Source organism: Thiothrix nivea DSM 5205 (assembly GCF_000260135.1).
Lineage (GTDB): Bacteria > Pseudomonadota > Gammaproteobacteria > Thiotrichales > Thiotrichaceae > Thiothrix > Thiothrix nivea.
In genome coordinates this window covers 2,805,343-2,824,731 of sequence record NZ_JH651384.1, presented here as the reverse complement: position 1 = coordinate 2,824,731, position 19,389 = coordinate 2,805,343, and the positions used below count along the sequence as shown (strand labels likewise).

The 19,389-nt window shown below is 57.8% G+C and carries 20 protein-coding genes; 13 read left to right on the top strand and 7 right to left on the bottom strand.

The window, feature by feature from the left end:
- Nucleotides 1-46: 46 nt before the first annotated feature.
- The 3 genes from uvrD to THINI_RS14095 are packed head-to-tail and all read right to left on the bottom strand — an operon-like array spanning nt 47 to nt 2,864.
- On the bottom strand, nt 47-2,251 hold the full coding sequence (gene uvrD / locus THINI_RS14105; protein WP_002709247.1) for a DNA helicase II: 2,205 nt from the start codon (nt 2,249-2,251) through the stop codon (nt 47-49).
- A gap of 2 nt (nt 2,252-2,253) precedes the next feature.
- Entirely contained in the window at nt 2,254-2,607 is a 354-nt protein-coding gene (locus tag THINI_RS14100) for a type II toxin-antitoxin system PemK/MazF family toxin (protein ID WP_002709246.1), read from the bottom strand.
- The gene (locus THINI_RS14095) at nt 2,601-2,864 is read right to left on the bottom strand and encodes a hypothetical protein (protein WP_002709245.1); all 264 of its coding nucleotides are present in this window, start codon (nt 2,862-2,864) and stop codon (nt 2,601-2,603) included. Before THINI_RS14095 ends, THINI_RS14100 begins: the two co-directional genes overlap by 7 nt.
- Before the next feature lie 157 nt (nt 2,865-3,021).
- Between THINI_RS14095 and THINI_RS14090 the strand changes: the two genes are divergently transcribed.
- Complete coding sequence (locus THINI_RS14090) at nt 3,022-4,773, top strand: endonuclease (protein WP_002709244.1); 1,752 nt, start codon at nt 3,022-3,024, stop codon at nt 4,771-4,773.
- Nucleotides 4,774-4,789: 16 nt separating this feature from the next.
- Here THINI_RS14090 and THINI_RS25295 read toward each other — a convergent pair whose 3' ends face one another.
- Nucleotides 4,790-5,821, bottom strand: coding sequence for a hypothetical protein (locus tag THINI_RS25295; protein ID WP_002709243.1), 1,032 nt, complete (start codon nt 5,819-5,821; stop codon nt 4,790-4,792).
- Between the two features lie 98 nt (nt 5,822-5,919).
- The gene (locus THINI_RS14080; RefSeq protein ID WP_002709242.1) at nt 5,920-7,128 is read right to left on the bottom strand and encodes a YncE family protein; all 1,209 of its coding nucleotides are present in this window, start codon (nt 7,126-7,128) and stop codon (nt 5,920-5,922) included.
- 172 nt (nt 7,129-7,300) lie between these two features.
- Here THINI_RS14080 and THINI_RS14075 point away from each other — a divergent pair, with 172 nt between their 5' ends.
- The 12 genes from THINI_RS14075 (at nt 7,301) to THINI_RS14020 (ending at nt 17,205) form a co-directional block, all read left to right on the top strand.
- A complete protein-coding gene (locus tag THINI_RS14075; protein ID WP_002709241.1) occupies nt 7,301-7,999 on the top strand; it encodes an SDR family oxidoreductase in 699 nt (232 codons plus the stop codon).
- Complete coding sequence (locus tag THINI_RS14070; RefSeq protein ID WP_002709240.1) at nt 7,993-9,180, top strand: class I SAM-dependent rRNA methyltransferase; 1,188 nt, start codon at nt 7,993-7,995, stop codon at nt 9,178-9,180. The genes THINI_RS14075 and THINI_RS14070 overlap by 7 nt, the downstream gene beginning before the upstream one ends.
- The gene (locus THINI_RS14065; protein WP_002709239.1) at nt 9,168-9,731 is read left to right on the top strand and encodes a hypothetical protein; all 564 of its coding nucleotides are present in this window, start codon (nt 9,168-9,170) and stop codon (nt 9,729-9,731) included. The genes THINI_RS14070 and THINI_RS14065 overlap by 13 nt, the downstream gene beginning before the upstream one ends.
- Nucleotides 9,732-9,839: 108 nt before the next feature.
- A complete protein-coding gene (locus tag THINI_RS14060; protein WP_002709238.1) occupies nt 9,840-10,766 on the top strand; it encodes a LysR family transcriptional regulator in 927 nt (308 codons plus the stop codon).
- Nucleotides 10,767-10,912: 146 nt separating this feature from the next.
- On the top strand, nt 10,913-11,374 hold the full coding sequence (locus THINI_RS14055) for a hypothetical protein (protein ID WP_002709237.1): 462 nt from the start codon (nt 10,913-10,915) through the stop codon (nt 11,372-11,374).
- Nucleotides 11,375-11,572: 198 nt separating this feature from the next.
- On the top strand, nt 11,573-12,106 hold the full coding sequence (gene hslV, locus THINI_RS14050) for an ATP-dependent protease subunit HslV (protein ID WP_002709236.1): 534 nt from the start codon (nt 11,573-11,575) through the stop codon (nt 12,104-12,106).
- Complete coding sequence (gene hslU / locus THINI_RS14045; RefSeq protein WP_002709235.1) at nt 12,106-13,473, top strand: ATP-dependent protease ATPase subunit HslU; 1,368 nt, start codon at nt 12,106-12,108, stop codon at nt 13,471-13,473. The genes hslV and hslU overlap by 1 nt, the downstream gene beginning before the upstream one ends.
- A 78-nt stretch (nt 13,474-13,551) precedes the next feature.
- The gene (locus tag THINI_RS14040; RefSeq protein ID WP_040839470.1) at nt 13,552-13,917 is read left to right on the top strand and encodes a gamma-butyrobetaine hydroxylase family protein; all 366 of its coding nucleotides are present in this window, start codon (nt 13,552-13,554) and stop codon (nt 13,915-13,917) included.
- Nucleotides 13,917-14,306, top strand: a complete 390-nt coding sequence (gene hisI, locus THINI_RS14035) for a phosphoribosyl-AMP cyclohydrolase (protein WP_002709233.1) — start codon at nt 13,917-13,919, stop codon at nt 14,304-14,306. The genes THINI_RS14040 and hisI overlap by 1 nt, the downstream gene beginning before the upstream one ends.
- Entirely contained in the window at nt 14,306-15,040 is a 735-nt protein-coding gene (locus THINI_RS14030) for a sulfite exporter TauE/SafE family protein (protein WP_002709232.1), read from the top strand. Before hisI ends, THINI_RS14030 begins: the two co-directional genes overlap by 1 nt.
- A 52-nt stretch (nt 15,041-15,092) precedes the next feature.
- Entirely contained in the window at nt 15,093-15,371 is a 279-nt protein-coding gene (yidD, locus tag THINI_RS14025; RefSeq protein WP_002709231.1) for a membrane protein insertion efficiency factor YidD, read from the top strand.
- 100 nt (nt 15,372-15,471) lie between these two features.
- Nucleotides 15,472-17,205 carry a hypothetical protein gene (locus THINI_RS14020; protein WP_002709230.1) on the top strand — a complete coding sequence of 578 codons (1,734 nt, stop codon included), beginning with the start codon at nt 15,472-15,474 and terminating at the stop codon, nt 17,203-17,205.
- Here THINI_RS14020 and THINI_RS14015 read toward each other — a convergent pair.
- Both THINI_RS14015 and THINI_RS14010 read right to left on the bottom strand, forming a co-directional pair.
- Nucleotides 17,202-17,858, bottom strand: a complete 657-nt coding sequence (locus tag THINI_RS14015; protein WP_002709229.1) for a thiopurine S-methyltransferase — start codon at nt 17,856-17,858, stop codon at nt 17,202-17,204. The genes THINI_RS14020 and THINI_RS14015 overlap by 4 nt on opposite strands.
- A gap of 24 nt (nt 17,859-17,882) precedes the next feature.
- Nucleotides 17,883-19,370 (bottom strand): RimK family alpha-L-glutamate ligase, encoded by a 1,488-nt coding sequence (locus THINI_RS14010; protein ID WP_002709228.1) that lies wholly within the window; start codon nt 19,368-19,370, stop codon nt 17,883-17,885.
- Nucleotides 19,371-19,389: the final 19 nt, after the last annotated feature.

Genomic DNA, 19,389 nt, shown 5'->3' with positions numbered 1-19,389 from the left:
ATTGATGCCCAATAACATCAGAAAGTCATGTTGGCCGTGCAGTGCCTCACAGCCGTTCCAGATTGGCGTAACCCAACACCAGCCACTTGATACCCACGCTGCTGAAATTGACCTGTACACGCGAATGCGCGCCCGCACCTTCCGAATCGACGATGACGCCTTCGCCGAATTTGGCATGGCGCACACGCTGCCCCACCGCGTAGCCGGTTTCATTGATGGCCGTACTGCGCCGTGCTGGCATCGGTGGCGGTGTGGATGGCCGGTAGCCGCTACCCTGAAAACCAGTCTTGAAGGTTTTCACTTTCGGGCGCACTTCTTCCACCAGCTCCTCCGGCAATTCGCGCAGGAAGCGGGAGGGTGGGTTGAAGCGGGTTTGCCCGTGCAACTGGCGTTGTTCGGCGTAGGTCATGACCAGTTCCTGTTCGGCGCGGGTAATACCGACGTAGCACAGGCGGCGTTCCTCCTCCATGCGTGCCGGGTCTTCGGCGGACATCTGGTGCGGGAACAAGCCTTCCTCCATGCCGCACAGGAACACCAGCGGGAATTCCAGTCCCTTGGCCGAGTGCAGGGTCATCATTTGCACACAGTCCTCGCCCGCTTCACCCTGGCCTTCGCCTGCCTCCAGCGCAGCGTGCGAGAGGAACGCGGAAAGCTCGTCCATTTCCGGCATGTCTTCGGTCTGCACGTAGGTGTAGCCGTGCGCGGCGGTGACCAGTTCGTTGAGGTTGTCGATGCGCGCCTGACCCTGCTCGCCTTTTTCCTTGGCGAGAAAATGGGGCTTCAGGCCAGCCAGATCAATAACAATCTCCACCTGTTCCTTGAGTGGCAGGCCGTTGATGTCCTTGGCCATGCGGTTGATCAGGTGGACGAAACCCATCACCGCGTTGGCAGCGCGTGGGGTGAATTCACCGTTGTCGGCAGCGGCGCTTGCGGCTTCCCACAAGGATTTACCGTCCTGCCGCGCTTGCGAGCGCAGGATGTCGACAGTGCGTTCGCCGATGGCGCGCGGTGGGTGGTTGATAATGCGCTCCAGCGAGGCGTCGTCGGCGCGGTTGGCGGTGAGGCGCAAATAGGCCAGCGCATCCTTGATTTCCGCCCGCTCGAAGAAGCGCAGGCCGCCGTACACACGGTAAGGAATGCGGTTTTCGTTGAAGGTGGTTTCAAACACGCGCGACTGGGCGTTAGAGCGGTATAGTACGGCTACGCCGCGGCGCATTCCGCCCTGTTCCTGCCATTTCTGGATGCGTCCGGCGACGAAACGTGCTTCGTCCAGTTCGTTGAAGGCGGCGTAGAGGTGCAGGCGTTCGCCTTCCTTGCCATCCGTCCACAGTTTTTTGCCGAGGCGGCCACGGTTATTGTCGATCAGGGCATTGGCAGCTTGCAGGATGTTGGCGGTGGAACGGTAGTTCTGTTCCAGCCGAATGGTTTCGCAGCGCGGGAAATGTTGGGTGAAGTTGCGGATATTTTCGATCTTCGCCCCGCGCCAGCCGTAAATCGACTGGTCATCATCACCCACCGCAAATACCGGATTATGGTCGCCCGCGATTAGGCGCAGCCAAGCGTATTGCAGCGCGTTGGTGTCTTGGAATTCGTCCACCAGAATGTGGCGGAACCGGTTGCGGTAATGCTGTTGCAGGTCGGGGTTGTCACGCAGCAGCTCCAGCGAGCGCAGCAGCAGTTCGGCGAAATCGACCAGCCCGTTGCGTTGGCAGGCTTCCTCGTAGGCAGTGTAAATCCGCACCAGTTGGCGCTGGGCGAAATCACCCCGATCGTCAATGTGTTGCGGGCGCGAACCTTCATCCTTACGCGCATTGATGAAACCGGCAATCTGACGCGGTGGAAAGCGGGTTTCGTCCAGTTCCAGTGCTTTCAGCACACGCTTGACCATGCGGATCTGGTCTTCGGAATCGAGTATCTGGAAGGTCTGCGGCAGTTTCGCCATTTGCCAGTGCAGGCGTAGCAGGCGGTGCGCAATCCCGTGGAAAGTGCCGACCCACATGCCTCCAGCGGGTACGTCGAGCAGTTCCTGGATACGCCCGCGCATTTCGTTGGCGGCCTTGTTGGTGAAGGTCACGGCGAGGATGCTGAAGGGCGAAACGTTTTCGACTTCAATCAGCCAGGCGATACGATGCACCAGCACGCGGGTCTTGCCGCTGCCAGCGCCTGCCAGCACCAGTACGGGAACGGGCGGGGCGGCAACGGCTTCGCGCTGCTGCGGGTTGAGGGGGGCGAGTATTGGTGATATATCCATTTTTAGAGTATTTTCCTTTCGATCAGGAGTTTCACTCCCGCAATGACTTCCTGCATACGCTCAACTGACACTTTGCCGATTTTTTCGGTCAGCTCATGTTTGTTAATCGTGTAAATCTGGGAAATGTTTACAACGCTGGCTTTTGTCAGGTTTGCCTCGCCCTTTTTCAGTAAAACATTGCCGGGCGATTGGGTACGCTTAAGGTTAGATGTCAGTGAGCAAACGACCACAGTGTTGATCATGCTGGCGTTGAAAACATCATTTTGCAGCACAATATGCGGGTGTCGGTATCCTGGCTCTGATCCGGTCGGTTCCCCAAGCTCAACCCAGTAAATTTCTCCCTGTTTGATTACCATGCTTCGGTCTCAAGATTTCTGGCCTGCTTTTTCTGCATCATTTTTTGTATTTGCGCCTCTTCGGCATCAGGAGCGTCCTCACAAAGGGCGGCATTGATTTGTGCCAGTAATTTGCGGTTTTTGTTTTTCTCGATGAAATCTTCCATTGCCATCACGAACAGGCGGCTACGGGATACATGCAGCTCTTCAGCCAGCCGGTTGATGGTGTCGAACAAATCCTGCTGAATGGAAATGGCGGTTTTGATAGTGGCAGACATGGCTACACCTTTTAGGTTTTACACAGGCATAATCAATTATTGACATTGGTTATACTAATGTCAATACCAGCAACAATTCAGATTGACTATGCACAAAGTTTGGCAAATCATGAACCTGCAACCCCTGTGTGCCCAGCTTTGAAACGGGAGACTCCACATGAACACGCCCGATCGCTTCACTACCCTCCTGCAAACCACCGAGCAACGCTACACCCAACGCTTCAGCGAACGCGCCCGCAAGGCCAAACTGGCTCCCAAACGGGTACTAGGGAATAACGACCTGATCCCCGTCCTGTTCCTACATCAGGGGCTGGCCGCCGCCCGCGCGGTGGCACGTATCCACATCCGCTCGGCAGATGACGCCCTGCTGGGTTATGGAACCGGTTTCCTGGTGTCACCGCGTTTGCTGCTGACAAATAACCATGTGCTGGCCAGCGCCGCCGACGCCAGCAACAGCCTGGCCGAATTTAATTTCGAGCTGGGCAAAAATGGCAGCATGGAAACCAGCGCCAGTTTCGCGCTCGACCCAGACAGCCTGTTCCTGACCGACGAAGCGCTGGACTACACCCTGGTGGCGTTGCGCCCCGACCCCGCGCTTGCCGCTTACGGCTGGTTACCCCTGCCTGACACTCCCGCCAAACCCTTGCTGGGCGAATGGCTTAACATCATCCAGCACCCCAATGGTGAACCCAAACAGCTGGCCTTGCGGGAAAATCAGGTGGTCGACGAACTGGAACAGTTCCTGCACTACCGCACCGACACCGCACCCGGCTCCTCCGGCTCACCAGTATGCAACGACCGCTGGGAAGTGGTGGCGCTGCACCATTCCGGCGTGCCACAACGCGACGCGGAAGGCCGCATCCTCAACACGGATGGGCAGGTATGGAACCCAGCCATGGGCGAACAACGCATCGCTTGGAAAGCCAACGAAGGTGTGCGCATCAGCCAGATTGCCACCCATATCCAAGCGCAAGCCCTCACGCCAGCCCAGCAGGAACTGTGCGCCGGGCTGTTCGTCGCCCCTACACCCACTGCCCCGGAAACAGCCAACTCTGACTTGCAGGATGCGCTTGATGCCCTGGTGAACGCCAACGAACGTGAATACTACAACGCCGGTACCGACCAGGCAGCAGCGGAAGATTATTACCGCGACATCCAGACTGATGCCCAGCCTGCCGAACTGTTCACCCAACTCAGCGAACTGCTCCGCGCCACCCACACCGAAACGTTTGCCTACAAACCCAGCAAGCACGTTTACCCGTGGGTGGATTTGCACCCCGACCTGAAGATCCGCAGCATCTATTCCAGCAAGGGCTTCGAGCCTGAAGAACTGATCCACGAAGATTTCCGCATCGACCAGCAACGCAGCGCACGCTTACGTGACATGCTGCTACATGAAGCCAGCCTGGGCCGGGAACGTCTGGAGCTGGAACTTGACCTGCTGGAAGCCACCCTGCCCTACAACTGCGAACATGTCGTGCCGCAATCCTGGTTCCAGAAAAAGGAACCGATGCGCGGCGACTTGCACCACCTGTTCGCCTGTGAAAGCGGCTGCAACAGTTTTCGCGGCAACACCCCGTATTACGACTTCCCCGATTTCGAGGAAGCCTTGCGGGACGCCTGCGGCAAGCGCGACGCAGACAAGTTCGAGCCGGGCAACGGCAAGGGGGCAGTAGCGCGCGCCGCCCTGTATTTCCTGCTGCGCTACCCCGGTATGGTGGGTGATGAGGAACGGGAAATGCAACGGGAACGCCTGCCCATCCTGTTAGTCTGGCACAACAGCTTCCCGCCGGATGAATACGAGCACCACCGCAACGCTGCCATTTTCGACATGCAGCATAACCGCAACCCGCTGATCGACCACCCCGAATGGGCGGAGAGGATTGATTTCGGGCAAGGCATGTCCTGATACCTGCCCGACCCCGTTATGGCACCGTCATGAAGGTTTCGTATGCGCCATCACCGTTGGCATCCACATTGACCTGCATCCTGGGCTGCGCCGGGGTGGTGGAATAGTCGTAACCCTCCGCAATCACCTGGGTCTTGCTGCCGGAGGCACCTGCCATCAGCATTTCGCCCGTCAACGGCACGCCCGCAGCATCAATCAGGAACGGGCTGACGGTGGAAACATTGACGCAGCCTTGTGTCCCCTCACAGAACTTGCCGCTGATCGTGGTTTCACCGCTGGCTGCCAGCGCCATCTGCACATTTTCTGCCAGTTGCTGCTGGCCGGTACTCATGTTGCGCTGGTGCTCGTTGATGGTCAGGGTTTCCTGCCCGGTATCGAAGTTGAGGTCGGCGCGCAAAGTGCCAGTCAGGCTGTAAGGGACGTCATCAATACGGACACCCAGCCCATTCATGCTGATGGTATAAGCCGTTGGCGCTTGCTGGAGCAGGTTGAACCCATGGATAACCAGCAACCCCGAGCCATTAACCACCACACCGTCATTGTTGCACTGGCTGTAAACCACTTGCAGGGTTCCGGTGAAACTCGTATCGCTCAGGTCGCCGGAAGCGCTGATTGTGCCGCCATCGGGGCAGGCTTCCTGCATATTGAAAGTACGCGCCTGATAAAGCTGCCGGTTGATGGTAGTGGCAGCCAGCCGGGCAAGCGCCCATTGTGGCTGGAACAAGTTACCTGTGGCGGAACCTGCACCATCTGTTGCGGCATCCTGCGGGCGGGCAGCAAGATTGGCGTTGAGGCTGCCTGTACCATACACCAGATCAACAAATGCCAAGCTGTTGACAGCATTCAGCGACGCCAGATTACGGTTGCCGGAATAGGCACGGCTGGCGTCCGCCAACGTAGTTGTGGTTGTCGACCCACCCGTTGATGTGCTGCCTCCCGTACTGGTGCTGCCACCGGTAGTGGTGGAGGTGCTGGTGGAAGTTCCACCGCCGCAGGCAGACAATAACGCGGCTGCCGCCAGCGCTGGCAGGATACATTTGTATTTCATGATTAGCCCCTCTTTATGGAAAATATGAGTCCCGGCTGGCTGGAAAGGAAACCCATTATCCAGCCACTTGCCGGTTACAGCATGAACAGGGTCATGCCTCAGAATGTTACCAGATAGCTTGCAGCCCCCTGCTTCAACACCGCGTAGCGTTTGCTCCCATCACTGTTGAAAAACACGAACTGGGGCGTGACCGCATCGGTGCTGCTGGTGGGGGAAAGTTCACTGACCTTCTGTTCATCCTCAAGGTTAAGGAATGGCTGGGTGTAGGTTTTGATCCGGTAATCGGAGCCTGTCCCGATGATCCCCTTATCGAGGATGACCACAAATTTCCCCGCCTCCCGTGAATGGTCAGCATGAACCAGGTTGGTGGTGTAATCACCATCATTGTCCGCCAGGCTGCGCTGGTAGAGCATGTCCTGATCCTGGGTAGCTGCCGTGCGGAACAGGGTTTCGCCCGCCGTCAGGATGTAAGCGTCATCTTCGCTCAACCACATGCCATTGCCAGAATAACCGCCCATGTCGTAATCCCCATGGTAAGGGGAATCATACAAACCGGCAGGCGGGCTGACGGAAACGTCGATTTTTTCCAGGTCAACCGGCGAGACATTCCCATCCAGGGTGTAAACCGCCTTCAGGCTGGGGGCAAGTTTCAGATACGCGCCGCCCAGCATGATGGTAGTCGGGCTTGGCTTAACCTGACCCGTTTTCAGGTCAATGCTTTGCAGGTTTCCGCCCTGCGCGTCGCTGAAAGGCGTCACATACGCCACGCCAGCATCGTCCAGCACAATATCGGATACCTTGAAACCAATGGTATCATAAAAATCCACTACGCTGGCTGTTTGCAGGTTGATATAGGTAACGCCGCCGTCATGCCCGACCACCGCTTTGTTACCATCCGGGCTAAGCCCAAGGCTGGTGGGAACCAGGCTCAAGGGGATGGCCTGCTGCTCACCGCCGGTCGGGTCAATGATATTCAGCGCGTTATCCGGTGAGGAACTGACCGTCACCAGACGCTCCAGCGCATCGCTGTACTCGGCATCCACCACATTGCGTGCCAGCAGCAAGGCATTGCTGCTTACACCGCCAGTGCCGGTATCGCCGCCGCCATCAACCCCGGTATCGGTGGAACCGCCCGTGCCAGCACCTGTTCCGGTGGAAGAACCGTCCGTAGCGCTGGAACCTGTTCCGGTTGAAGAACCGCCTGTATTGGTATTCGTCAGGCCACCGAGGGAAGCGCCCGACCCACCCCCGCAGGCCACCAGAATACTGGACACCATCAGGGCAGGAATAAGTTTGCTTATGGTCATGGATGGAACCCTTTGTTGTAATCATTGTAAACGGGAAACTGTTGGGGGCATTATATCCCAACGCCAATAAATTAAAATGATGTCAGCGCATTGTTTGACAGCAATGCCTTTCGCACGGGGAGGACACTGCTATACTGTCCTGACTCCAAAAGCCATGAGGACAACCCTAACCATGCCCACCCTCCTGATTACCGGTGCCAACCGTGGCCTTGGCCTGGAACTCGCCCGCCGGTATGCCACCGACGGCTGGGATGTACTGGCCTGTTGCCGCTCCCCCGAAAATGCCCGCGAACTCAACCAACTAGCGGCAGCTTCCGGCGGCAAGGTCAGCGTCCACCTGCTGGATGTCGCTAACAACACCCAGCGCCAGTCACTCGCCGCCCAGTTCAAAGGCAGACCCATCGACATCCTGTTCAACAACGCAGGCATTTCCGGCAACTGGGGTACGCAAAGTTTCGGCCAGTGCCAATCCGACGAATGGCTGGAGGTATTGCGCACCAACGTCATTGCCCCGACGTTGATGATGCAGGATTTCGCCGCCAACGTAGCCATGAGCGACCGCAAGATCATCGCTAACATGAGCAGCAAGATGGGCAGCATCGCCGACAACACCTCCGGCAGCAGCTATGTGTACCGCTCCAGCAAGGCCGCGCTCAACATGGTCAGCATGAGCGCCGCCCGCGACCTGGCACGCCAGGGGATTACGGTAGTCGCCCTGCACCCCGGCTGGGTACGCACCGACATGGGCGGCCCCAACGGCGAGCTTTCCGTGGAAGAATCCGTTACCGCCCTGAAGCGCAACCTGACCAATGTTACCGTGGCGGATTCAGGCCGTTTCATTGACATCGACGGCAGCACCATCCCGTGGTAAGTGGTCAGGTCATCCTCAAGCACGGGCGCGACCGCAATGTCCGCGCCCGCCACCCGTGGGTGTTTTCCGGCGCGGTCGATAAGCTGAAAGGCAAACCACAATCCGGCGCAACGGTCGAAGTGCGCGCCGCCAACGGCGACTTGCTGGGCTTGGGCGCATGGTCGCCCGCCTCGCAAATCCAGGTACGCCTGTGGACATTCGCGGAAACCAGCATCGACCACGGCTTTTTCGTCCGCTGCATCCGGCAGGCGTTAGCCTACCGCCAGCAGCTTGGCATCCCGGCGCGCAATTCCGCCTACCGCCTGATCAATGCCGAATCCGACGGCCTGCCCGGCGTGGTGGTGGATGTATTCGGCGACTGGCTGGTGATGCAAGCCCTGACCGCCGGAGCCGAATACTGGAAACACACCCTGGCCGACGCCCTGCTGGAAGTGATCCCGGCCCAAGGCGTATACGAACGTTCCGACGTGGACGTGCGCAAAAAGGAAGGGCTGGAAACCACCACCGGCAGCCTCAAAGGCGCAACCCCGCCTGCGCACATCGACATCGTGGAAGAAGGCCGCCACTACCGCGTGGACGTGCTCAATGGCCACAAGACCGGTTTTTACCTCGACCAGCGCGACAACCGCAGCGTGTTGCAGCAATATGCTGCGGGCAAAACCGTGCTGAACTGCTTTTCCTACACCGGTGGTTTTTCCATCGCAGCCCTGCACGGTGACGCAGCGCAAGCTACCAACATCGACGCCTCCCAGCCCGCGCTTGATATTGCCGCGCAAGCCGCCGCCCTCAACGGTTTCCAGCCCAGCCAGCTTGAAAACATCTGCGGCGATGTGTTCAAGCTGCTGCGCGAATACCGCAACGAAAACCGCCAGTTCGACATCGTGGTGCTCGACCCACCCAAATTCGCCGACAACCGCAAGCAACTGGAAAAGGCCGCGCGCGGCTACAAGGACATCAACCTGCTCGGTTTCAAACTGCTCAAACCCGGTGGATTGCTGTTCACATTTTCCTGTTCGGGCTTGATGGAAAGCAGCCTGTTCCAGAAAATTGTCGCCGACGCCGCCGTGGATGCGGGTTGTGACGCCCGCATCCTGCGCAAGCTGGATCAGGCCACTGATCACCCCACCCGGCTGGCATTCCCCGAAGGCTATTACCTGAAAGGATTGGTATGTCAGAAATAGAGCAACCCACCACCGCCCAACCGGCTGACTTGAAAGCGCGGCTGCTGGACATTTTCACCCGCCTGTTACCGTTGGTGGATAGTGTATCCGACAAGATACGTTTTGCCAGTTTATTAGGCATTGGTCTGATTGGCTGGGTTTTTGTCTGGCTCTATTTCCTCAAGCAGGTTTCCCTCAGCAGTTCGCTGATCGTGGCGGGCGTGGCACTGCTGCCGATCCTGATCCTGCTGCGTTTCTGGTGGGCGTTGGAAGAACTCAAGGATTTGCCGAATATTGCCGGGCGCATGGTGGAGGATACCAAGGGCGAAATCCGCGCAACCGTACAGGGCATCAAGACGGGCAACACACCGAGACTGGGTTTCATCCGTTCCGCTAAAAGCCTGTGGAGCATTGGTTCGCTGGCGGGGGAAGCGCGCGAGTTGCTGGGTTCCTACCTCAGTATCGGCACACTGGTGAACCCATTCTCGCTGGTACTGGGCGTGTTGTCGTTGTTGTTCGTGCTGTTGCTGGTTCTGGTCGGGGTTGTCCTGCTGGTATTGGCCTTTTTCTGACAGGCACGTATATTTTTACGACAAGCCTGAATTATCCCTAAAAAAATTTATCATTCTAAGTTTTTTATATATTTCAATAAATAAAAACTTGCTGCTACGCTCCTTTACATGAGAGAAAGTGATTATCTGGCGTTAGATGGCCATTCCATGCACATATTCCTGACCGTACTGGAGCAGGGTTCCGTCGCCAGTGCTGCCGACAAACTCGGCATCACCAGGACGGTGGTAGGCAACAGCCTGACCAAGCTGCGCTCGGTGTTTCAGGATCCGCTGTTTGTGCGCACTGGCGGCAATGAAATTGTCGCCACTGCCCGTGCCGAAAGCCTGGCCGAGAGGATGCGCCTGGTATTGTCGGAAATGCGCGAGCTGACCACCGAACAGGCTTTCAAGCCGCAGCGGGCTTCCCTGCATTTCACGGTGGGGACTAACGACCTCCAGCGCGACTTGGTGTTGCCGGAACTGTACCGGCAGGTGGCCAGCGAAGCCAAGGAATTTTCCCTACGCACCATCATTTCCGAATACCCGTCACTGGAACTGCTGCGTACCGGCAAGGCCGACCTGCTGCTTTCGCCGATTGCGCCGGAAGGGCCTGACATCCTCTACAAGCGCCTATTCATCGACCAGCCGCGCTGCTTCTATGATGCCAGCGCCCGCCCGCAGCCACGCACCCTGGCGGATTTCCGGCAAGCACGCTACATCGGCCTGAACCTGTTGGAAGGTGGGCGCTCTTCACCACTGGCCGCGCCCATTTCCCGCGAGCTGGAACAGCAGGTTGCCATCCGCGTGCCCAACTTTTCCGACATGGCCAGTTTCATGCGTGGCAGTGATTTGCTGGCGCTGGCTCCCGGCATGTTGCGGCTGGGCGCGTTGTCGTCGTTCGCCTCCATCAAGCCGCCTTTCAGCCTGCCTTCCATCTTCATGTTCATGCTATGGCACAAGCGTCATCAGGGCGACCCAGCCCATCAGTGGGTGCGCGCCCAACTGGAACTGGCCGTCGTCAATGTCATGCAGCAGGGCAAATCAGACAAAACCTGACAAACCCAAGGGTATGCCCTCAGACGAGTGGTCTCGAAATGGCTAAAAACTGCTTTACGTTAGTAATTACTAATATTAGAATTATACCAAATAGAAATATGGTAATATTTCCATTTACTAATTCAACGTTCGCTAGGAGAATAATCATGAAACTGCAAACTATCGTATTCGCTTCCCTGATCGCCCTGTCCACTGCTGCTTCCGCAGAATTCTTCGACGGTTTTGACAACGGCTCTGCTACCGGTAACGGTGCTGGCAACGGTACTGCTGCCACCAACGCTTATGGCAATGGTTACGGCAACGGCGCTGGCGATGTCAACGGCTGGGGTCGTGGCAAAGGCGACGCAGACGGCGAAGTGGATTTCAGCCTGACCTTCAAAGGCAAGGGTCGCACCAACATGAATACCGACATGGCTGCCAACGGCAAAGGCAATGGCGACTGGTACGGTGCGGGCAATGGCTACGGCTATGGTAACGGCAACAGCAACCTGTATGGCTACAACAACTTTGCCAAAAACGGCTACGGCAACCCCTATGCTTCCATGATGGTTCCACAAATGCCAACGGCTGCCGCTCCAGCAGCGCCAGCCCCTGCTGCTGCCAAGTAATCAGTTTTTCCCCAGCTGATTCCCAAAAGACGCCTCTCCGCAGGCGTCTTTTTTATTTGTACTTCGCCCTTACCGGTTTGCCTATGCAGATAAAACACTGCCTGAGTGAAACAGGATGCAAACTCAAACACTCCCAAACCTTGAAATTCGCGCTCCTTACCCACAATCTATAGCCCTGACAAAGATTCTGGAGCCGCAATGGAACAATACCGGGGAACCACCATACTCAGCGTGCGCCGCGACGGGAAAGTCGTGGTCGGTGGTGACGGACAGGTCACGCTAGGCAACACCATGCTGAAAGGCAATGCCCGCAAGGTGCGACGCCTCTACAACGACAAGGTACTGGCCGGTTTCGCAGGCGGCACTGCCGACGCCTTCACCCTGTTTGAGCGCTTTGAAAGCAAGTTGCAGGCACATAACGGCAACCTGACCCGCGCGGCGGTGGAACTCGCCAAAGACTGGCGTACCGACCGCATGTTGCGCCGCCTCGAAGCGCTACTGATCGTGGCCGACGCCACTGCTTCCCTGCTGATCACGGGTAATGGTGATGTGGTGGAACAGGAAAACGACCTGATCGCCATCGGTTCCGGCGGTTCCTTCGCCTTAGCTGGCGCGCGCGCCCTGCTGGAAAACACCGAGCTTTCCGCCCGCGAAATCGTCGAAAAAGGGCTGCACATCGCCGCCGACATCTGCATTTACAGCAACCACAACCTGACCATCGAGGAACTCTGATGCCTGTTGCGACCATGACCCCCCGCGAAATCGTCCAGGAGCTGGACAAGCATGTGATTGGTCAGGACAAGGCCAAACGTTCCGTCGCCATTGCCCTGCGCAACCGCTGGCGGCGTCAGCAACTGGATGAAACGCTGCGCCACGAAGTCACCCCGAAAAACATCCTGATGATCGGCCCGACGGGCGTGGGCAAAACCGAAATTGCCCGCCGCCTCGCCAAGCTGGCCAACGCGCCTTTCATCAAGGTGGAAGCCACCAAGTTCACCGAAGTCGGTTACGTGGGCAAGGAAGTTGATTCCATCATCCGCGACCTCGCCGACATGGCAATGAAGATGATGCGCGAACAGGAAGTTGCCAAAGTCAACTACCGCGCCCAGGAAGCGGCTGCAGAGCGCATCCTCGACATCCTGCTGCCTGCCCCGCGCAAGGAAACACCGACCAACGAATGGCTATCCAACGGCGATGAAGAACCCGCCAAGCCTGCGCGTGAAGATTCCGCCACCCGCCAGAAATTCCGCAAGAAGCTGCGCGAGGGCGAGCTGGACGACAAGGAAATTGAGCTGGACGTAGCCGTCGGCGGCGCAAGCGTGGAAATCATGACCCCGCCGGGCATGGAAGAAATGGCCAGCCAGTTGCAAAGCATGTTCCAGAACATCGGTAGCAACAAAAAGCGCAAACGCAAGATGAAGATCAAGGATGCGCTCAAGGTGCTGACCGAGGAAGAAGCACACAAGATGGTCAACGAAGAGGAACTCAAGCAACGCGCCCTGTTCGCGGTCGAGCAAACCGGCATCGTGTTCCTGGACGAAATCGACAAGGTGGCGCGCAGCGGCCAGACTAGCGGTGCGGACGTTTCCCGCGAAGGTGTGCAGCGTGACCTGCTGCCGCTGATTGAAGGCTGTACCGTCAATACCAAATACGGCATGGTCAAGACCGACCACATCCTGTTCATTGCCTCGGGTGCGTTCCACGTTTCCAAACCCTCCGATTTAATACCGGAATTACAAGGTCGGCTACCCATTCGTGTAGAAATGGACGCCCTCAGCGCCAACGACTTCGAGCGCATCCTCACCGAGCCGAATGCATCCCTGACTGAGCAGTACGAAGGCTTGCTGAAAACCGAGGGCGTGGAACTGCATTTCACGCCGGATGCGATCCGCCGCATCGCTGAAATTGCTTTCGAGGTCAACGAACGCACCGAAAACATCGGCGCGCGCCGCCTGCATACCGTGGTCGAGCGCCTGCTGGAAAACGTGCTGTTCGACGCGCCGGATTGCGACAACCAGATGACGGTTGATGCTGAATACGTCAACAACACCCTTGGCGAACTGGTCAAGGATGAAGACCTGAGCCGTTACATCCTGTAGGGGCGTATTGCATACGCCCATACCGGAACCCGAAATGCCCCAGGGCGTATGCAATACGCCCCTACCGTGAGATTTGAGATGACACCGATTGACATTACCCTGAACCAGAAAACCCGCGAACTGCTGATCACCTGGCCGGGCGACGAAGTACATGCACTGAGCTGCGAATACCTGCGGGTCAATTCCCCCTCCGCCGAGGTACGCGGCCACGGGCCGGGGCAGGAAAAGCTGCAAATCGGCAAGGAAGACGTGAACATCAAGGGCATTGAGCCGGTTGGGCATTACGCCGTCCAGCTCACCTTTGACGACAACCACGATAGCGGCATCTACGACTGGAACCTGCTCTACGACCTGGGCAAGAATATGGAGCAGTATTGGGCGGAATACTTGGCCAAGCTGGAAGCGGCTGGCTACCAACGCAAAGCACCGGGGCAGGTGATTTAATGACTGCGCTTGCCGAAGCCCTCGATTCCCTCAAATACAATGCCGACGGTCTGATTCCCGCCATTGCCCAGCAATATGACAGCAATGAAGTGCTGATGATGGCATGGATGAACCGCGCCAGTATTGAAGAAACGTTACAAACCGGGCGTGTCTGCTATTGGTCTCGCTCACGCAATAAATTCTGGCGCAAGGGCGAATCCTCCGGCCAGGTGCAGGCGTTGAAGGAATTCCGCTACGACTGCGACGCCGACACCATCCTGCTGCTGGTCGACCAGCTTGGGCCTGCCTGCCATACCGGGCGGCGTTCCTGCTTTTACAACAAAGTGAAGGGCGATCAGGTCATCATTGACCGCGAAGTGCTTATCGACCCCAAAACGCTCTACGCCTAGTGGAACCCTGGCAATATGGCCTGTCAGCAGCGATCGTGCTGCTGGCGTATTTCATCCGTGGCATTGCCGGGTTTGGCTCGGGCTTGATTGCCGTGCCCTTGCTGGCCTTGTTCCTGCCGCTGACGTTTGTGGTTCCGCTGATCCTGCTGCTGGATTTCACTGCCTCGCTGGTCATGGGCGGGCTGGATCTCAAGCGGGTGCAATGGAGGGAGGTTGGCGCGCTGATCCCCTTCAGCATCATCGGCGTAGTAGTGGGAACCCATCTGCTGGTCAACCTGCCCGCCCTGCCAATGCTGCTGGCATTGGCGGCGTTTGTGCTGATATTCGCCATCCGCAGCCTGCTGAACATCAAGGGTGAAAAGCCGGTGTCGCGTTGGTGGGCAGTACCGGCAGCCTTGACCGGCGGCACGGTCGGTGCCCTGTTCGGCACTGGCGGGCCGCCTTACGTCATTTACCTCAACCACCGCATCCATGACAAAAGCCTGTTACGGGCAAGCTTTTCCGCGCTGTTTTTTCTGGAAGGGGCTGTGCGTATCGCCACCTTCCTCGGCGCGGGGTTGCTCCTGTTGCAAACTGTGTGGTGGAGCGCGCTGGGCGCATTGCCGCTGATGCTGGGCGCGCTGTGGCTGGGCGGGCACGTACATACCGGCCTCACCCATGCGCAAATGACGCGCCTGATCGGCCTCCTGCTGTTACTGGCCAGCCTGTCGCTGGCGCTGAAAGCCATCACCTGAACACCCCCGCATGAAGCTTGTCCCATTGCCTTGCCAGGTTTAAAGTAAGCGCATGAAACGAATACTGATGCTTGTTATCCGTGGCTACCAGCTTGTCCTCAGCCCGTTGTTGGGCAGCAACTGCCGCTTTTACCCCACCTGCTCGCATTACGCCCATGAAGCCATCGAAAAACATGGCGCAATGCGTGGAAGCTGGCTGGCCATCCGCCGCATTGGGCGCTGCAACCCCTGGCATGAAGGCGGCATCGACCCGGTTCCGGAACCCCTGCACGCAAGCTGCTGCCAAGGGCAACCGTGCAGCAAACCCCCGCAGGATTCCGCCAAACACTGACGCGCTTATCAGCCCATTGTTTACAGCCCACCACAGCGCCTTTACCCTTTAGCCCTTATCGCCTCGCTCAGGCAGACAATAAAAATAGCGGATAAAGGCCATGTCAGAACCACAACAACTCTTTGACCTTGTTGTCACCGGGCACAGCTCCGACAAACCTGTCGAAGCCTTGGTACGGGAAATTCTTACCCAGCTCAACGACCACAGCCCCCATCTGGAATTCAAACTGTCGGACGCGCTGCTGTTCAACAACGGCATGGTTTCGATCCGCGACAACATCACCCAGGCGGAAGCCGAAGCCATCATCCAGCAACTGCTGCCGCTGCAAGTGCAATGCGACATCCGCCCCACCCTGCAAATCGTCCCCAAGGAAGCAGAACAATCTGAAGCCGAAGCCGCCGTTTACACCTGCCCCGCCTGTGGCCACCAACAACCCAAGCGCAAGGAGCAAAAGGATGGCCGCCTGGAAATCTGCGAAGTCTGCGGCATCGTCGGCGAACGCTACCACCAGAAGCAGCGCCTGCAAGAGGTGATCAAGTCCGAGCAGCAAAAGCACGAAAACGAGCGCTCCAAACGCATCCGCGAAGTGCTGGAGCGCGCCAAGCAGGACGAAGAAGCCATGCTGCAACAGGAAGCCCGCCGTCGCCTCGGCCTGGCTGAAAAGCCTGATAAGATTGGCGTCAAGATTGCCGCCGTGGTAGCAACACTCAGCATCACTTTCGGCACGGTCTATTACCTGAACCAGCCTACCGAGGAAGAAATCGCCCAGCAGGAAGCAGCCGCCGCCGAAGCTGCGGCAGAAGCCGAAAAGAAGCAGGAAGAGGCCATGATGGCTTCCATGCAAAAAGCCACCAAGATGGCTGAAAAGCTGCAACAAAATATGGGTGCGGCAGGCCCGGGTGGTGCCATGGATGCTGCCGCTGAAGGCAACGCCAGCGACACCAACCCGCAAGCCAAACAAGCCCCTTCACCGGAGCAACAACAACAGCAACAACAACAGCAACAACGCGAACAAACCCAGGCCAAAATGACCGAAGCCCTCAAAAGTGACGCAAAAAAACCCGAAACACCCGAGGAAACCACCGAACGGCAAGTTAAAACTCAGGTATCCGCCACCGCCATCACCGAAATGGAAAGCCAGCAACTCGCCGCCCCACGTTTCCAGATCACGCAGGACGAACACGCCGAAAGCCGCCGCCGTATCCTGCAACTGCTGAAACTGGACGAAGCTGACCTCACCAACACCATTATCGAACAAACCAGCGAAGCCTACCCCCGCACCCTGCTGATGCTGGACATCGCTGAATGGCAATGGCAACACCGGCAGCCGGAAAACGCCCAGAAAACCATCGCCCGTATCCAGCAGGAACTGGAAAAAACCCAGGACGTGACCCAGCAAGCCCTGATCCTGGGCGGCATCAGCAAAGCACACCTGATGCGGGATGAGTGGGAACAAGCAGGCCAAAGCCTGCAACAAGCCACCGAAAAAGCCCTGTCACTGCCGGAAACCAGCAGAAAAATCGAGCTGCTCGCCCGTTTGGCCAACGAACAAACCCTGTTCGGCAACCAGATTGCCGCCCAGAAGGTGCTGGCAGAAGCCAGCAAGCTGACCGACACCTTGCCGGAAGGCGTTGAGCCGCGTTCCAGCAGTTTCGTGCAACTGGCTTCCGGCTACGCGATGATCACGGACTTTGCCTCCGCCAACCGGCTGCTGCCCAAGGTAGAAGACCCTGCCAAACGGCAGAAACTGGCTGAATTCATCGACAAGCTGCAACTCCGCGTGGAACAGGTGCGCGCCGAATACCAACAAGCAGCGGCAAGCGGCGTACCTTAACGCGGCGTCAGCAAATAAACCTTTTCCGCCAACCGGGTCAACCCGCGCTGGCGGAACCCCGGCTCATCATCCAGCGCATTGATGGCCAGCAAGCGGTCTACCTGGTACTTGCCCTCATACAACGCCCGCACTTCGGCCTCATGCACCGCGAACGGCGGCCCGCCCATTTCCTGCTGGTCGTATTCCAGCGTGACCAGCAAGATCTGGATGTGGCGTGGCAGAATTGCCATCAGGTGTTGCGCATAGCGTTCGCGCATCGCTGGCGGCAGCGCAATCAGGGAAGCACGGTCGAACACACCGGCGCAATCCGCCACCTCCGCCGCTGTCAGGTCGAAAAAGTTGCCCTGCAAAATCACCAGCCCATCCGCCTCCCAACGCTCAAACTTGCCGTGTCGGGTGACGATCGGCTCCAGGCCGTTTTCTTTGAAGAAATCGTGCACGGCAATCGGGCTGATTTCCACACCCGTTACCCCCAGACCCAGGGAGCGTAACCACAACATGTCGCGGCTTTTGCCACACAGCGGCACAAAAATCCGGCTGCCTACCGGCACTACCAGGTTGTTCCAGAATGCCTGCAAGTGGCTGTTGATTTCGTGCTGGTGGAAACCGATCTGGTTTTTTTGCCAGCGTTCGTGCCAGAATTCCGCGTCCATTGATACTCCTTGTCTACTGCTACCCTAGGTTTGCTCCAGCCGCCGCCGGAATTCGCCCATGATACGCTGGTAAAGCTGCTTGCCCAACACCTTGTCTTCCACCCCGTATTCCAGGCTGGGGTTGTCGTTGACCTCGATGACCAGCACACCTTTGTCGGTCTGCTTCAGGTCGACGCCATACAAACCGTCGCCGATCAGGCTTGCAGCCTTCAGCGCCGTCGCCAACACTTCCACCGGGGCATCCGCCACCGGCAGGGTTTCCCATTTGCCTTCCTTGATTTTGCCGCCTGCATTGTGATCAATGATTTGCCAATGGCCACGTGACATGAAATAACGGCAGGCATACAAGGCTTCGCCATTGAGCACGCCGATGCGCCAGTCGAATTCGGTGTAGGTGTAAGCCTGCGCCAGGATCAGTTCGGAATGCTTGAACAGTTCCGCCGCCGCTGTCGCCATTTCTGCGCGGGTGGCAGCTTTGTACATGCCGCGCGAAAACGAGCCGTCCGGAATCTTCAGCACCAGCGGGTAGCCGAGTTGCTGTTCCGCCCGTTCCAGCTCGCCCTTGGCCAGGATCAGGCTGGCCGGGGTGGGGATCTTGTGGGTGGTGAGCAGCTCGCTGAGGAAAATCTTGTTCACGCAGCGGCGGATCGAATCGGGGTCGTCAATGACCACCATGCCCTCGCTGGCGGCCTTGCGGGCAAACTTATAGGTGTGATGGTTCAACGCCGTGGTTTCGCGGATGAACAAGGCGTCGTATTCCAGCAGGTGGCCGTAATCCTTAGGTGTAATCAGCTCCGCCTCGATCCCCTGTTCGGCGGCGGCGCGGATGAATGCCTGCAAGGCTTTCTGGTCAGACGGCGGCAGCTTTTCATCCGGATTGTAGAGGATGGCCAGGTCGTAACGGGCTTGCTTGGCGCTGGCGGGCGTTTTCCAGCGCTGGCGCAACTGCTTGTCCAGCACCTGCAGGAAAAACTGCTCCTGCGGATAACTCAGCTTGTCGAGGGAACCGGCTTTCAGTTTGCTGATACGCCAGCGGCCATTGCGGCGAAATTCCACCCGTAGCAACGGCACGCGGAAGGCTTCATACAACTTGCGTGCCAATGGGCGCAGGGTTTCGCTGTCGCATTTGCCAAAATGCAGCACGATCTCGAAGCGGGAAATATCCACATCCGGGGCCTTTTGCCCCAGCGCTTTGTTGACCAGTGCATCGAGATCATCCAGCACCGGGCCGTACAGGGTTTTGCGTGCCAAATCCTGCAAGGTGCTGACCGAGGGGATTACGCGATGCCCGCGTGCTTCCGCCAGCAGGGAGGCGTAGTAACCAAGGCTTTGGTAAGACAAATCCCGGCACAGGTTGATGACATGCAGGTGCGGGCGCTTGCCCCCGTTTTCACCGGTCAGGTAATCCTTGACCGCTACTACCGGGTAATCGGGATAAGATTTTTTCCAGTGCTTGATGTCATCGACCAGTAATAAATAGCCAGGCATGTAGGCGGCGACCCCGTGGTTCATGTCATAATGATTATCGGTG